We start from the raw sequence: 14,711 nt of genomic DNA, 5'->3' as shown, positions 1-14,711 counted from the left end.
GTCCTTTATGAGATTTCACACCAAGATCGGCCGTTCCGTGGCCATCGCCGCCACGGTAATGGGACTTGGCGCCTTTTCCGTTGCTGCCGCGCAGGATGTGTCGCCCGAGCATCTGGCGGCAGCCAAGGCCGCCCTCAATGCGCTGGGCATCAACTCGCAGTTCGACGAGATCCTGCCGAATCAGGCAGATCTCGTGCAGTCGCAGATGACGCAGGTCTATCCGAACTATCATTCGCTGATCGATGAAGTCGTCACGGACACGGCGATCGCGCTTGCGCCGCGCCGCGCCGACCTCGAGAACGAAGGCGCGCAGATCTATGCCAATATCTTCACCGAGGAAGAATTGCAGAAGCTGGCGGATTTCTACAGCTCCGATCTCGGCCAGAAGTTCATCCAGTACGGCCCGATCGCCGCGCGCGAACTGAGCCAGGCCGGCGACATCTGGGCAAGGGGCATCGCCCGCGACCTCAATCAACAGGCCCAGGAAGAACTGAACGCGCGTATTGCTGAACAGACGGGTTCGGCTCCGGCGGCCGAGTAATCGGCGCGCTGTGATTTTTTCTTCAAGGGCGCGCCGTTCGGCGCGCCCTTTGCCGTTTTCGTCCCAAGTCCGCTCTCGCTTCGCCTTCGGTCTTTTTTTTCCGGTGCGAATTGCCATATTCAGGCCCGACCTTTTCCAAAACCTTGACGTCCAGAAGGAGCCTCCCGATGTCCGATTACGATTTTGACCTTTTTGTTATCGGCGGAGGATCGGGCGGCGTGCGCGCCGCGCGGCTTGCAGCGGGGCTTGGCAAGCGGGTGGCGATCGCCGAGGAATACCGCTTCGGCGGCACCTGCGTCATTCGCGGCTGCGTGCCGAAGAAACTCTTCGTCTACGCGTCACAGTTTCCGGAACATTTCGAGGACGCTGCGGGCTATGGCTGGCATGTGGGTGAGCGCCGTTTCTCCTGGCCGGACCTGATCGCCGCCAAGGACAAGGAGATCGGACGCCTTGAAGGGCTCTACCGCAAGGGCCTGGAAAATGCCGGCGCCGAAATCCTGGAAAGCCGCGCCGAGATCATCGGGCCGCATCGCCTGCGCCTCAACGCCTCGGGCCAGGAAGTGACGGCGGAGAAGATCCTGATCGCCGTTGGCGGCGCACCCAATCCGCACCCGGAGATGCCGGGCTCGGAGCTGTGCATTTCCTCCAACGAAGCCTTCCACCTGGAGGAGCTTCCGAAATCGATCGCGATCACCGGCGGCGGCTATATCGCTGTCGAATTCGCCAATATCTTCAACGGCCTCGGCGTCGAGACGACGCTGATCTATCGCGGTCCGGAAATCCTGCGCGGTTTCGACATGGACATGCGCACGAACTTGCGCGAGGCAATGGAGAAGAAGGGTATTCGCGTCGTCTGCCGCGACACCATTCTCGATGTGTCCCAGGCCGCCGACGGGCGTCTCAAGGCGGAGACCAAGCAGGGGCACGTGTTCAACGTCGACAAGGTGATGATGGCGCTTGGCCGGCTGCCCAACACAAAGAGCCTCGGGCTTGAGTCCATCGGCGTCGAGACAGACGCGAAGGGCGCGATCGTCGTCGATGACTATTCGCGGACCAATGTCGACTATGTCTACGCGCTCGGCGATGTGACCGACCGGGTGCAGTTGACGCCGGTCGCCATCCATGAGGCGATGTGCTTCATCGAGACCGAGTACAAGGACAACCCGACGAAACCGGACCATGACCTGATCGCCACGGCGGTGTTCTCGCAGCCCGAGATCGGCACGGTCGGTCTTCCGGAAGATGTTGCGGCCGAGCGCTATGAAGAGCTCGAAGTCTATCTGGCGAAATTCCGGCCGATGAAGGCGACGCTGTCCGGCCGCGACGAGAAGACGGTGATGAAGCTGATCGTCAACGCCGCCGATCGCAAGGTTGTCGGCGCCCATATTCTCGGTCATGAGGCCGGCGAGATGGCGCAGCTGATCGGCGTGGCGCTGAAGGGCGGCTGCACCAAGGATGATTTCGACCGCACCATGGCGGTTCATCCGACGGCGACCGAGGAACTCGTGACCATGTACACGCCCTCCTACCGGGTGAAGAACGGCGAGCGGGTCTGATATCGGGCGGCCCGGTGCTTCAGTGAGCGCCGGGTCGCCTATCGCCGGCGCATGATCCGGCTGATGAGGGCGGCGGCCCACAGGTGCCCTCGCCAGTCTTCGCCCTCCAGCGGGTCGGCAAGCGAGGGACGCGGCTTGAACTCCGCGCGTCGAGCAATGGAAAGCCAGTCGATCATGTCGTTCTCCCGTCGGTTCGGCACCCGTTTCTCTGGTGCTTCCAAGACCTAGGCGGTTCCGGGCAGCGGCTGTAGAAGCGTGGATGAAGTGTCTGTTTCAGCGGTGAACGGTTCATCCCCTTCGCCGCTGGTGTAGAGTGGGCGGGCATTCACGAATTTCGGGAACAGGCATCGATGGCGGATCCGAATTGGGATGATCTTCAGCTTTTTCATGTGGTCGCGGAACTCGGCGGCCTCAGCGCCGCGGCCCAGCGCACGGGCTTGTCCGCGCCGACCATCGGCCGGCGCATGCTGGCGCTGGAGCGCACGCTCGGACGCTCGCTGTTTCTGCGCTCCCAGCGCGGCTATCGGCTGGCCCATGACGGCGAAGTGCTGTTCGAACGCGTCAGCGGCATGCAGGCGGTGGCTGACGCGATTGCCGACTGGCATGGCGAGGCATTTGCCATGCCCTGGGTGTCGATTGCCGTCGACAGCTGGCTTGCGGGTTTCGCAGCCGATCATGTGCTTCGGATAAAGGGGCCGGAGGATGGCTTTCGCATCTGCCTTGCCGCGGCCGCGCCGTCGCTGGCGCTCGCCTTTCGCGAGGCCGATGTCGCAGTGCTTGCGGCAAGGCCCGACAGCGGCAATCTGGCGGTGCGCCGCGCGGGGTCCATGGCCTATGCGGTCTACCGTCGTCGTGATCTTGCGGGAGACGACCCGCCATGGGTTTCCATGGGTACGGGGGCGGCCGTCTCGGCTTCCGACCGCTGGGTCTTCGAAAACCGGGAATCGGCGATCACCACCTGGACAGAGGAACGAGACCTGCTCCTGAGGCTTGTTGTTGCCGGCGCCGGGCAGGGGGTTCTGCCCGTTCATCTCGGCGACGCAAACCCCGTGCTTGAGCGTATCGGCGGCATCATCGGGGACCTGACGCATCCGCTCTTCATCGTCGCCAATGACGACGACCGACACCGTCCGGAGGTGCGGACCGTGATCGAGCGCCTGGCCTCCTTCCTCCGGGAAAACGAGGCCCTGCTTGCCGGTCGCGCGGACGGTTGACGCGCGGGTATACAAAAAAGCGAGAAACGTCTATAAGCGCGCCAAAATCGGGAGTGAGGCATGTCCGGCTGATCGCCGCCGGACGGCAAGGACAGGTGGACGACATGGATAGTGCAACGAACTGGACACCGGGTAGCTGGCGCAAGAAGCCCATTCTGCAGGTGCCGGATTATCCTGATGCGGAGAAGCTCGCCGAGGCTGAGGCAGCGCTCGCGACCTATCCGCCGCTGGTGTTTGCCGGCGAGGCGCGGCGGTTGAAGCGCGCGCTCGGCGAAGTCGCCGAGGGGCGCGGTTTTCTGCTGCAGGGCGGCGATTGCGCCGAGAGCTTCGCCGAACACGGCGCCGACACGATCCGCGACTTCTTCCGCGCCTTCCTGCAGATGGCTGTCGTGCTGACCTTCGGCGCGCAGCAACCTGTCGTCAAGGTCGGCCGCATTGCCGGCCAGTTCGCCAAGCCGCGTTCCTCGCCGAATGAAACGATCAACGGCGTGACGCTGCCGAGCTATCGCGGCGATATCATCAACGGCATCGATTTCACCGAGGAAGCGCGCGTTCCCGATCCGCAGCGCCAGCTGATGGCCTATCGCCAGTCGGCCGCGACGCTGAACCTTCTGCGCGCCTTTTCCATGGGCGGCTATGCCAATCTGGAAAACGTGCATCAGTGGATGCTCGGCTTCGTCAAGGACAGCCCCCAGGGCGAGCGCTACCAGAAGCTCGCCGACCGGCTGTCGGAGACCATGTCCTTCATGCGCGCCATCGGCATTACGGCGGCGGAAAACCACGCGCTGAGCGAGACCGATTTCTTCACCAGCCATGAAGCGCTTCTTCTTGGCTATGAGGAAGCGCTGACGCGCGTCGATTCTACGTCCGGCGACTGGTACGCCACATCCGGCCACATGATCTGGGTCGGCGATCGCACGCGCCAGGCCGATCATGCCCATATCGAATATGTGCGCGGCATCAAGAACCCGCTCGGCCTCAAATGCGGCCCCTCGCTTGCCGAGGATGACCTGCTGCGGCTGATTGACAGGTTGAACCCTGAAAACGAAGCCGGACGCCTGACGTTGATCTGCCGTTTCGGCCATGACAAGGTCGCCGATCATCTGCCGCGCCTCATCCGCGCCGTCGAGCGCGAGGGCAGGAAGGTTGTCTGGTCCTGCGATCCGATGCATGGCAACACGATCACGCTCAACTCCTACAAGACGCGGCCCTTCGAGCGGATTCTCTCGGAAGTCGAAAGCTTCTTCCAGATCCACCGCGCCGAAGGCAGCTATCCGGGCGGCATCCATATCGAGATGACGGGCAAGAACGTGACGGAATGCACCGGCGGCGCCTGGGCGCTGACCGGCGAGGACCTGCACGACCGCTACCACACCCATTGCGACCCGCGTCTCAACGCCGACCAGGCGCTGGAACTCGCCTTCCTGCTCGCCGAGCGGATGAAGACGGCATATGAGGAAAAGAAGCTGGCGATCAACGAGTAAGGTCGTTCGGCAAATCCCGGATTTGCACACGCTTGATGATGCGCCGCTTGTCCGGCACATCGCCGCATAGCCCCCAATAATCTCCCCCCTTGAGGGGGAGATGTCGCGGAAGCGACAGAGAGGGGTAAAGGGCGCAAGCCCTCCAGCCGAATTTTCCGAGAGGGTTACCCCTCTCTGCCCCTGTCGGGGCATCTCTCCCTCAAGGGGAGAGAGTGTTAGAGCCCATCTCCGGACCTTATTCACGCTGTCGCTCTTTTCGCGTTTGATTTTTCCGCCAAAACATGGTGTCCATCCCTCGTCGGACCTGAAAGGTGGAATTGCCATGGACAGCCTCAAAATCGCTCTCGCCCAGCTCAACCCGACGGTCGGCGATATCGCCGGCAATCTTGAGAAGCTGCGCGCCGCGCGCAGGAAGGCCGCACAGGCTGGCGCGGATCTGGTGTTGTCCACCGAGCTCTTCATCTCCGGCTACCAGCCGGAAGACCTGGTGATGAAGCCGGCCTTTCTTGCCGCCTGCCAGAAGGCTGTCGAGGCGCTTGCGGCCGATACCGCAGACGGCGGCCCGGGCGTGATCGTCGGCTATCCGCGCAAGGGCGAGACCGGGCGTCACAATTCCGTCGCGGTGCTGGACGGCGGCGAGATCATCGCCATCCGCGACAAGGTCGATCTGCCGAACTATGGCGAATTTGACGAAAAGCGCGTCTTCGTGCCGGGCGAAATGCCGGGGCCGGTGAATTTCCGCGGCGTCAGGATCGGCATACCGATCTGCGAGGATATCTGGGGCGATCTCGGCGTGTGCGAAACGCTCGCCGAAAGCGGCGCGGAACTGCTTCTGTCGCCCAACGGCTCGCCCTATTATCGCGGCAAGGTCGACGTGCGCCACCAGGTGGTGCTGAAGCAGGTGATCGAGACCGGGCTTCCGCTCGTCTATCTCAATACGCTCGGCGGTCAGGACGAACTGGTCTTCGACGGCGGCAGCTTCGGCTTCAACGCCGACAGGACGCTCGCCTTCCAGATGCCGCAGTTCGTCGAGGATATCACAGTCTCCGAATGGGAACGCGGCGAGGACGGCTGGCGCATTGTCGGCGGCAAGGTCGCGGCGCTGCCGATCGGCGAGGCCTCCGACTACCGCGCCTGCGTGCTCGGCTTTGCCGACTATGTGAACAAGAACGGCTTCAAGAGCGTGGTGCTCGGCCTTTCCGGGGGCATCGACTCGGCAATCTGTGCCGCGATTGCCGTTGATGCGCTCGGCGCGGAACGCGTGCACTGCGTGATGCTGCCCTATCGCTACACCTCGGAGGAATCGCTCTCCGATGCCGCGGCCTGCGCCGAGGCCCTTGGCTGCCGCTATGATGTTGTCGCGATCGAGGAGCCGGTCACCGGTTTCCTCTCCGCGCTGGAGACCATGTTCGAGGGCACCGAGGAAGGGATCACCGAGGAAAACCTGCAAAGCCGCACGCGCGGCACGATCCTGATGGCGATTTCGAACAAGTTCGGCGCCATGGTGGTGACGACGGGCAACAAGTCGGAAATGTCGGTCGGCTATGCGACGCTCTACGGCGATATGAACGGCGGCTTCAACCCGATCAAGGACCTCTACAAGATGCAGGTTTACGCCGTTGCCGCATGGCGCAACACCGAGCGGCCGGAAGGCATGCACGGGCCGGAGACGAACGTCATTCCGCAGAACATCATCGACAAGACGCCGTCCGCGGAACTCAGGCCGAACCAGACGGACCAGGATTCGCTGCCGCCCTATCCGGTGCTTGATGACATCCTTGAATGCCTGGTGGAGCGCGAGATGTCCGTGGAGGCGATCGTTGCGCGCGGGCATGACGCGGAAACGGTGCACCGGATCGAACATCTGCTCTACATCGCCGAATACAAGCGACGCCAGTCCGCGCCCGGCGTGAAGATCACGCGCAAGAATTTCGGCCGCGACCGGCGTTACCCGATCACCAACCGCTTTCGCGATCGGTAGTATCGCCGGGGCCGGGGAGGGGCATATGAGAAGCTCAGTCGAGATTTATGACGTCGCCACGGGCGAACAGCGCGTGGTGTTTCAGTCTGAAGACCTGATCGAGGCGCCCAACTGGTCGCCGGACGGGCGCTTTCTGATGGTCAACAGCGACGGGCTGATGTACCGCCTGCCGCTGGAGGGCGCGCCGCGTCTCGAGACGATCGACACCGGCTTTGCCGAACAGTGCAACAACGACCACGGCATTTCGCCGGATGGCAAGACGATCGCGATCTCCGACAAGTGCGAATTCGGCAAATCGGCGATCTACACGCTGCCGGCGTCGGGCGGCGCACCGAAGCTGGTGACGCGCAACCTGCCGTCCTACTGGCACGGCTGGTCGCCGGACGGCGCCCGCTTTGCCTATTGCGGGATTCGTGACGACGTCTTCGACATCTACACGATTGCAGCCGAAGGCGGCGAGGAAACCCGTCTGACCCACGGTGAAGGCCGCAATGACGGGCCGGACTACAGTTTCGACGGAGAATGGATCTACTTCAACTCCTCGCGCACCGGCCTGATGCAGATCTGGCGCATCCATCCCGATGGCACCGGGCTTGAGCAGGTGACATTCGACAATGCCGGCAACTGGTTCGCCCATCCCTCGCCAAAGAATGATCGGGTGATCCTGATTTCCTATGAGCCGGATGTCTTCGACCATCCGCGCGACAAGAATGTCCGCCTGCGCGTGATGGACCCCGACGGCGGCAATCTGACGACGCTTTTCTCGCTCTTCGGGGGGCAGGGCACGATGAATTCGCCCAACTGGGCGCCCGACGGCGCGGCCTTCGCCTATGTCCGCTATTTCCCGGTCTGAGAGCGTCCGCCGGGGCGGCCTGTCATCAAGCTGAAATACGACTCGTGTTTTAAGGGTGCCATCCATGGATGCACAGAGGCCGCCGGGGGCTATGGCGGGTTGAGGCGATGGAACCCAGACAGTTCAGAACGCTTTTCATTTCCGACCTTCATTTGGGGTCGAAGGCCGCCAAGGCGGATTTCCTGCTTGATTTCATGCGCCACCACGAGGCCGAGACGATCGTGCTCGTCGGCGACATCATCGACGGCTGGCGGCTGAAGCGCAGCTGGTACTGGCCGCAACCCTTCAACGACGTGATCCAGAAAATGCTGCGCAAGGCCCGCAAGGGCACGCGCATCGTCTATATTCCGGGCAATCACGACGAATTCCTGCGGGATTTTCCCGGCACGCATTTCGGCGGCGTCGAAGTTGCCGAGCGGATGATCTTCGAGGCGGCCGACGGCAAGAAATATCTCGTCATCCACGGCGATGAGTTCGATGTCGTCGTCCGCCACGCGCGCATCGTCGCCTATCTCGGCGACTGGGCCTATGATGCCGCGATCGCCATCAACCAGGTGCTGGCGGCCGTGCGCCGTAAGCTCGGCATGCCCTACTGGTCGTTTTCCGCCTGGGCCAAGCTGCAGGTCAAGCATGCCGTCAACTTCATCGGCGAGTTCCAGCGCGTGGTCGTGGACGAGGCGCGCAGGAACGAGGTCGACGGCGTCATCTGCGGCCATATCCACCATGCGGTGATGGAAGACATGGACGGCATCCGTTATATCAACACCGGCGACTGGGTGGAAAGCTGCACCGCGGTTGCCGAGCATTTCGACGGCACGTTCGAGCTGATCAACTGGCATAAGATCGAGGGCGTGGCCGAAGACGAGCCGCAGGAGGCGGACGATGCCGACATCGCGCCGCTGATCATGGCGGCCAAGGCCAAGGGCCGCGCGGCCTGACCGGAGCGTCCCGATCGCGCCTTCGCGGCTGTGCTTCTTCGGGCCGGGGCGTTTGCGAAAACCGTGCATCCCGCAATCATTCGACAGTCGGGCAAGGCCGGGCTTTCAATCAGCGGGACTGACGGCATCGATGCAGATTTGTTGCATCGTCCGATAGATTGGGTCAACGGACGATACAGACTCCACTTTCGCGGCTGACGCGCTATATCATTCAAAAGACTTGCAATCTCTTTCCCGGCATGAAAAGCCTAACAAAGGTCATGATCGCGGTCGATCGTCACGTTCTCGGGTCTTCCGGCTTGCGATGGTTCGGCCGATGTCCCGCTGCCATGGCGGATGAGGCATTTTGCGCCGGGGCCGATGCGGCGTCGTACCGGCGCGGAACACTGGATACTTGCATTTGCAGAACGCGGACGAAACGAAAGCCTCCCTGACGGTTACGCCCGGCGACGGCGAAACGACCACAACCCTTTTTCTGCAGGGGTTCTGGACGGTTCGCAATGCGCGCCCGCTGAGCGGCGAGATCGATCAGCTGGCCGGACGGCTGAAAGGGCGGGGCGGCACGGCGGTGGTCGACCTTTCCGGGCTGGAGCGGCTCGACACGGCCGGCGCCTGGCTGGTGCGCGAGGTGCAGGCCGAATGCAGGGCTGCCGGTTTCGAGACCGAAGTCGCCGGAATGGATGCGCGCGTTTCCGATCTCATGGAGGCCATTCCGGAAACCTTGCCGGAGCCGGAAAAGTCGGAAACGCCGCGCAAGAGCCTGCCGGAGATCATTCTCGATCCGGTCGGCAGGTCGGCGGTGGCGGGCGGGCGCGATGTCTTCCGCGGGATCGGTTTTTTCGGCGCGCTCTTTCTCGGCCTGAAGGCGCTTCTGTCCAGGGGCGGCGGCGTCAATATGGCGGCCATCACGGCCCAGCTCGACCATATGGGCGTGCGCGCCGTGCCGATCATTGCGCTGATGTCGTTCCTCGTCGGAGCCATCATTGCCCAGCAGGGCGCCTTCCAGCTCAGCTATTTCGGCGCCGAGCTCTTCGTGGTCGATCTCGTCGGCATTCTGCAATTGCGCGAAATCGGCGTGCTCTTGACCGCGATCATGATCGCCGGACGCTCCGGCAGCGCGATCACCGCCGAGATCGGCGCCATGCGCATGCGCGAGGAAATCGACGCGCTGAGGGTGATGGGCTTCGATCCGGTCTCCGTTCTGGTGTTTCCGCGTATGGTGGCGCTCCTGATCGCGCTGCCGCTTCTGACGATCCTCGCCAACTTCGCCGCGCTTGCCGGCGCGGTGGTGGTACTTGATGTCTATTCCGGGATCACGCTCGAGACCTTCATGCAGCGCTTCCACGAGGCCGTCGACATGGCGGACGTGATCTCGGGCATGCTGAAGGCCCCCGTCATGGCGCTGATCATCGCCATCATCGCGGCCCTTGAGGGCATGAAGGTCGGCGGCAGCGCCGAATCCCTCGGCCAGAAGGTGACGGCGTCGGTGGTGAAGTCGATCTTCGTGGTGATCCTCGCCGACGGCATATTCGCCATTTTCTACGCAGCGATCGATTATTGAGGAGCAGGCGGTGAACGGCGAGGTCGACAGCAGAACGGAAGAAGACCGCGAAACCATTCTGAGCGTGCGCGGGCTCACCGTCGGTTTTGGCGGTCCGACCGTGCTCGAAGATCTCGATCTCGACGTCTATCGCGGCGAAATTCTCGGCTTCGTCGGCGGGTCGGGCACGGGCAAGTCGGTGCTGATGCGCACGGTGCTGAGGCTGAATGCGCGCCAGGCGGGCACGATCTCGATCTTCGGCAGGGATTTCGACAATCTGAGTTATGAAGACAGGCTCGCCGTCGATATGCGCGTCGGCGTCCTGTTCCAGCAGGGGGCGCTGTTTTCCGGCCTTACCGTTCTTGAAAACGTGCAGGTGCCGATGCGCGAATATCTCGATCTGCCCAAGGCGATGATGGACGATCTCGCGCGGCTGAAGATCGAGATGGTGGGGTTGAGGCCCGAGGCGGCGGAGCGTTATCCCTCGGAGCTTTCCGGCGGCATGATCAAGCGCGCGGCGCTTGCCCGGGCGCTGGCGCTCGACCCGGACCTGGTGTTTCTGGACGAGCCGACCTCGGGCCTTGACCCGATCGGCGCGGCCGAGTTTGACGAACTGATCGGCCGGCTGCGTGACACGCTCGGCCTTACGGTCTATATGGTGACTCACGACCTCGACAGCCTGCACGCCGTATGTGACAGGATTGCGGTGCTTGGAAGGAAGAAGGTGCTGGTCGAGGGAACGCTCGACAAGATGCTCGCCTTCGATGACCCGTGGGTCCAGAGCTATTTCAGGGGCAAGAGGTCCCGCGCTATTTTCGAAAACGCCGCAGATGGCCAACAACAGCGTTGACGGGCAGGCATGGAAACCAAAGCTAACTATACCATTGTCGGTTTTTTCGTACTGCTGGTGCTGGCCTCGGCCGCCGGCTTCGTGTTCTGGCTGCAGGAATACGGCCGGCAGGGACCGATCGCCGAACTGATCGTGCGCATTCCGGGCTCGGCCAACGGCCTAAGCGTCGGCTCCGCCGTGCGTTTCAACGGCATCCAGGTCGGCTCGATCAAGGCCCTGGAAATTGACCCGGAGGACCCGCGCTTCACCATCGCCCGCACCGAGGTGAAGGCTGCCACGCCGGTTCATGACAGCACCACCGCCAAGCTTGAGCTTCAGGGCCTGACCGGAACCGGCTATATCGAACTTGCCGCCAACGGCCAGGACGGACCGAACATCCTGCAGGAAGCGCTGAAGAACGACCAGCCCGCCGAACTGACGGCCGACAAGTCCAGTCTTTCCAACCTGCTGACGACGGCCGACCGGATCATGAAACGGATCGATTCGACGGCAAGCGACGTTCAGACGCTGGTCGAGGACATATCCCCGACACTGACGAAGACGGTCAGCAATGTCGAGACCTTCACCGGAGCGCTTGCCGACAATTCCGACGAGATCGGCGATTTCCTCGAGACCGTCGGCAAATTGTCGCGCACCGTCGACAGTCTCTCCGGCCGGCTCGAGACGACGGTCGATTCGCTCGACAAGGTGATCAAGGCCGTCAATCCGGACGAGGTCGCAAGCATCATCAACAATGCCAACACGATCACCGCCAATGTCGCCGTCGCCTCGAAGAACCTCGACAATGTGATTGCCAAGTTCGCCGACGCGGTTGAAAGCTACAGCACCTTCGGCGATCAGGCCTTTGACGTCTTCAAGAAAGTCGATGCCATTGTCTCGGCGATCGACGCCAACAAGGTCGGCACTTCCGTCGACGATCTCGCGGTGGTCATGGCCGACGCCAAGCAGGCCGTGGCCTCGATCCGCGACGTGGCCGACAGCGTGAATTCGAAGACCCAGAACATCGACACGGCGATCGACAATATCAGCGAGCTTTCCGTCAAGCTCAACGAGGCCTCCTCGCGCGTCAATGACGTGCTGGTGAAGGTCGACAACCTGCTGGGGTCCGACAATGTCGAATCGCTGTCCGACCAGGCCCGCCAGACCCTGGCTGCGGTGCAGCAGGCCGCCGAGACGCTGAATGCCCGCATCGGTCCGATCACCGCGAACCTCGAGAATTTCTCGGGCTCCGGACTGCGCGATGTCCGCGCGCTGGTGTCCGATACGCGCCGGACGGTCGACAGTCTCAACCGGACGATCAATTCCATCAGCAACGATCCGCAGCAGTTCATCTTCGGTACGGACACCATGAAGACCTATGACGGTCGCAATCGCTATTGAGGTTCAAGGCCTGGTTGCGCCGGTCTGAAAGAGGCCCGCCGAAAGCGCGTCCTGGCGGGAGAAAGTCGCTATCAGGACCTTTGCAATCCGGTTCTTATGCCTTACTTCATTGAAATGAATGGATTAGCAGGTCCCAGGAAGGACGGAAGCATGTTTTTTGCCGCGCGAGAGAAAGCCGGAGCGCTGGTAGGACCGCTCGTTGCGCTCGGTCTCCTCGCGGCGGGCCTCAGCGGCTGCGCCCTTCGTCCGCCGAGCGATACGTTTGACCTGACGGCACGGGCGGCGAGCCCGGTGACGGCCGAGCGCGCGCGCACGGCCCGGCTCCAGCTTCTCGTTCCGACCCCCTCGGCCATCCAGGTGCTCGACAATCGCGGCATCGTCGTCAGACTTTCCGGTTCCGAGCTTCGCTATCTGGCCAACGCCCAGTGGAGCGATCTGTTGCCGTCGGTCATTCAGGCACGGCTCGTTGCGGGGCTGGAGAACACCGGCCTCTTCGGCGGCGTCGGCATGCCGGGGCAGGGGCTTGCGATCGACTATCAGGTGGTGGTGGAGATCCGCGAATTCGCAATCGACGCGGCGGGGCCGGGCACGGCGGACGTAGTGCTCTCGGTCAAGCTCCTCGATGACCGCACCGGCGTCGTCAGGGCCCAGCGCCTGTTTGCAAGCAGCGTCGGCGTCAACCCGTCTGCATCGAGCGGCGTGCTCGTTGCCGCCCTAGACAAGGCCTTCGCCGACGTCCAGGCCGAAATCGTCGGCTGGATCGCCGCCACGCTCTAACCTATTGAATCTACGCATCGTTCTTTCCAAAAATCGATTCCGATTTTCGGGCCGATGCGCTAGGAGGCGGGTCAGATGCGGCGGAAGACCGGGCTTTTGATCCTGTCCTCGTCGGCCGCCGTCAGGAACTTTTCGGTAAAGATTCCTTCCTCGAACAGAAAACCGCGCATCAGCGTGCGGATGGTCGCCTCGATCATCGGCGGCGGCCCGCAGAGATAAGCGGTGGTGTCGGCGAAACCGTCGGGAAAGGCGCGCTGCAGCGCCTCGTGGATGAAGCCGGTCTCGCCCTGCCACCCGTCGCCGGGGTCGGGTTCGGACAGCGCCGGAACGTAGCGGAAATTGCCGTGCTCGGCGGCGAGCGTCTCGAACAGGTCGCGATAGTAGAGATCCTTCAACCCGCGCGCGCCCTGGAACAGATAGACCGGCTCGTCCCAGCCGCTTTCCAGAAGATCGAGCACCATGGATTTCGGGCTGGAAAGCCCGCTGCCGCCGCCGACGAAGATCTGCGTGCCGCCGCGCGAGCGTCGGGTGAAGAACTGGCCGTAAGGGCCTGTAAAAGAAAGATGATCGCCTTCTTTAAGGGTCTCGTGCAGAAGCGGCGTTGCCTTGCCGCCCGGCACCTTGCGCACGTTGAGTTCGATCGTCGCGCCGTCTTGGGGGCTTGAGGCGATGGAGAAGGCGCGCGGTCCTTCGACCCCCGGCACGGTCAGATTGATATACTGGCCAGGTTGGAAACGGATCGGGTCGCCGTCGATGGCCAGCCAGATGCCCTTGATGTCGGGGGTGAGGTCAACGATTTTCGTGACCGTCGCCGAGAAGTCGCGGATCGGAATGTGTTCGGCATCCTCGTCCTCGTCGATCTCCGCCTCGATCACCACGTCTTCCGTCAGCCGCGCGCAGCAGGCAAGCGTCTTGCCGTCCTCGCGCTCGAAATCCATGAGCGCGAAGGAGGAGGCATCGGCATGGTCCACCTCGCCCTCCAGCACATCGACCTTGCAGGTCCCGCAAAGCCCGTGGCCGCAGGCATGCGGCAGCCAGATGCCCTGCCTGAGACAGGCGTCGAGAATGGTCTGGTCCTCGCGGACCTCGATGGTTTCGCCGATCGGCTCGACGGTCAGTCTGAAGGCCATGGGGCGCCTCTCTCAAATTCTCTGGGAGAACACCGCCGGTTACGCCGGAAATGTTCTCCATGCGCGATTGCCTTTGAACGACCGTCCTAGACGGTCGCCACGCCGCCGACACCGGAAAGGCCCGGCGTCCAGAAGCGGATCAGCGACTTGTGGCCGATCCAGTTTTCGGCAAGCGACTTCTCCGGATCGGGATGGGCCTCCTTGCCGTCGATCGTCCAGCGCACCGCGCTCCAGTCGATCTTCTCGAAATCGGGATGCATGCCGTAATAGGTCGGCAGGATCTGGCTGAGGATCGCGCCGAAGGGCATGGCCGGCGGCAGCGGAAAGGCGATTGCCGCGCAGAACATCAGATGTTCTTCCCAGTGGATGTAGACAAGCTGGTTGCCGTGAAAATTCTCCAGCCGGTCGCGGATTTCGACCTTCTCGGCATAATCGGGGTCAAGAGCGACAACGCCCATGGTTTCCTC

At 62.8% G+C, this 14,711-nt stretch carries 14 protein-coding genes; 11 read left to right on the top strand and 3 right to left on the bottom strand.

What is annotated here, in order from left to right; translation table 11 throughout:
• Positions 1 to 7 precede the first annotated feature (7 nt).
• Together AZF01_RS11275 and gor are read left to right on the top strand one after the other, a co-directional pair.
• Positions 8 to 541: a DUF2059 domain-containing protein gene (locus AZF01_RS11275; protein ID WP_036236781.1), complete on the top strand. Its 534-nt coding sequence runs from the start codon at positions 8 to 10 to the stop codon at positions 539 to 541.
• A gap of 167 nt (positions 542 to 708) precedes the next feature.
• On the top strand, positions 709 to 2,097 hold the full coding sequence (gene gor, locus AZF01_RS11270; protein ID WP_024707669.1) for a glutathione-disulfide reductase: 1,389 nt from the start codon (positions 709 to 711) through the stop codon (positions 2,095 to 2,097).
• 38 nt (positions 2,098 to 2,135) lie between these two features.
• Here the strand turns inward: gor and AZF01_RS24010 are convergent, their stop codons facing one another.
• Positions 2,136 to 2,273 (bottom strand): hypothetical protein, encoded by a 138-nt coding sequence (locus AZF01_RS24010; RefSeq protein WP_156484730.1) that lies wholly within the window; start codon positions 2,271 to 2,273, stop codon positions 2,136 to 2,138.
• 174 nt (positions 2,274 to 2,447) lie between these two features.
• On the opposite strand from AZF01_RS24010, the gene AZF01_RS11265 reads away from it, so the two are divergent.
• The 9 genes from AZF01_RS11265 (at position 2,448) to AZF01_RS11225 (ending at position 13,114) form a co-directional block, all read left to right on the top strand.
• Entirely contained in the window at positions 2,448 to 3,311 is an 864-nt protein-coding gene (locus AZF01_RS11265) for a LysR family transcriptional regulator (protein WP_024707670.1), read from the top strand.
• A 104-nt stretch (positions 3,312 to 3,415) separates the two neighbouring features.
• A complete protein-coding gene (locus tag AZF01_RS11260; RefSeq protein WP_036236804.1) occupies positions 3,416 to 4,795 on the top strand; it encodes a class II 3-deoxy-7-phosphoheptulonate synthase in 1,380 nt (459 codons plus the stop codon).
• Between the two features lie 322 nt (positions 4,796 to 5,117).
• A complete protein-coding gene (locus AZF01_RS11255) occupies positions 5,118 to 6,776 on the top strand; it encodes an NAD+ synthase (RefSeq protein ID WP_024707672.1) in 1,659 nt (552 codons plus the stop codon).
• A 25-nt stretch (positions 6,777 to 6,801) separates the two neighbouring features.
• A complete protein-coding gene (locus AZF01_RS11250) occupies positions 6,802 to 7,629 on the top strand; it encodes a TolB family protein (protein ID WP_024707673.1) in 828 nt (275 codons plus the stop codon).
• A 107-nt stretch (positions 7,630 to 7,736) separates the two neighbouring features.
• Positions 7,737 to 8,567 (top strand): UDP-2,3-diacylglucosamine diphosphatase, encoded by an 831-nt coding sequence (locus tag AZF01_RS11245; protein ID WP_024707674.1) that lies wholly within the window; start codon positions 7,737 to 7,739, stop codon positions 8,565 to 8,567.
• Between the two features lie 400 nt (positions 8,568 to 8,967).
• The gene (locus AZF01_RS11240; RefSeq protein ID WP_024707675.1) at positions 8,968 to 10,128 is read left to right on the top strand and encodes an ABC transporter permease; all 1,161 of its coding nucleotides are present in this window, start codon (positions 8,968 to 8,970) and stop codon (positions 10,126 to 10,128) included.
• A gap of 10 nt (positions 10,129 to 10,138) precedes the next feature.
• Positions 10,139 to 10,957: an ABC transporter ATP-binding protein gene (locus AZF01_RS11235; RefSeq protein WP_036236783.1), complete on the top strand. Its 819-nt coding sequence runs from the start codon at positions 10,139 to 10,141 to the stop codon at positions 10,955 to 10,957.
• 9 nt (positions 10,958 to 10,966) lie between these two features.
• Positions 10,967 to 12,337, top strand: coding sequence for an MlaD family protein (locus AZF01_RS11230; protein WP_024707677.1), 1,371 nt, complete (start codon positions 10,967 to 10,969; stop codon positions 12,335 to 12,337).
• Between the two features lie 150 nt (positions 12,338 to 12,487).
• Complete coding sequence (locus AZF01_RS11225; RefSeq protein WP_024707678.1) at positions 12,488 to 13,114, top strand: ABC-type transport auxiliary lipoprotein family protein; 627 nt, start codon at positions 12,488 to 12,490, stop codon at positions 13,112 to 13,114.
• Positions 13,115 to 13,185: 71 nt separating this feature from the next.
• On the opposite strand, the gene AZF01_RS11220 is transcribed toward AZF01_RS11225, so the two are convergent.
• Together AZF01_RS11220 and AZF01_RS11215 are read right to left on the bottom strand one after the other, a co-directional pair.
• Complete coding sequence (locus AZF01_RS11220; protein WP_024707679.1) at positions 13,186 to 14,244, bottom strand: NADH:ubiquinone reductase (Na(+)-transporting) subunit F; 1,059 nt, start codon at positions 14,242 to 14,244, stop codon at positions 13,186 to 13,188.
• An 86-nt stretch (positions 14,245 to 14,330) separates the two neighbouring features.
• A complete protein-coding gene (locus AZF01_RS11215; RefSeq protein ID WP_024707680.1) occupies positions 14,331 to 14,702 on the bottom strand; it encodes a phenol hydroxylase subunit P4 in 372 nt (123 codons plus the stop codon).
• Positions 14,703 to 14,711 lie beyond the last annotated feature (9 nt).

The organism is Martelella sp. AD-3 (assembly GCF_001578105.1).
In the GTDB taxonomy this organism is placed as follows: domain Bacteria; phylum Pseudomonadota; class Alphaproteobacteria; order Rhizobiales; family Rhizobiaceae; genus Martelella.
The sequence above is the reverse complement of the archived record's forward strand: the minus strand, read 5'-3'. Positions and strand labels throughout refer to the sequence as shown.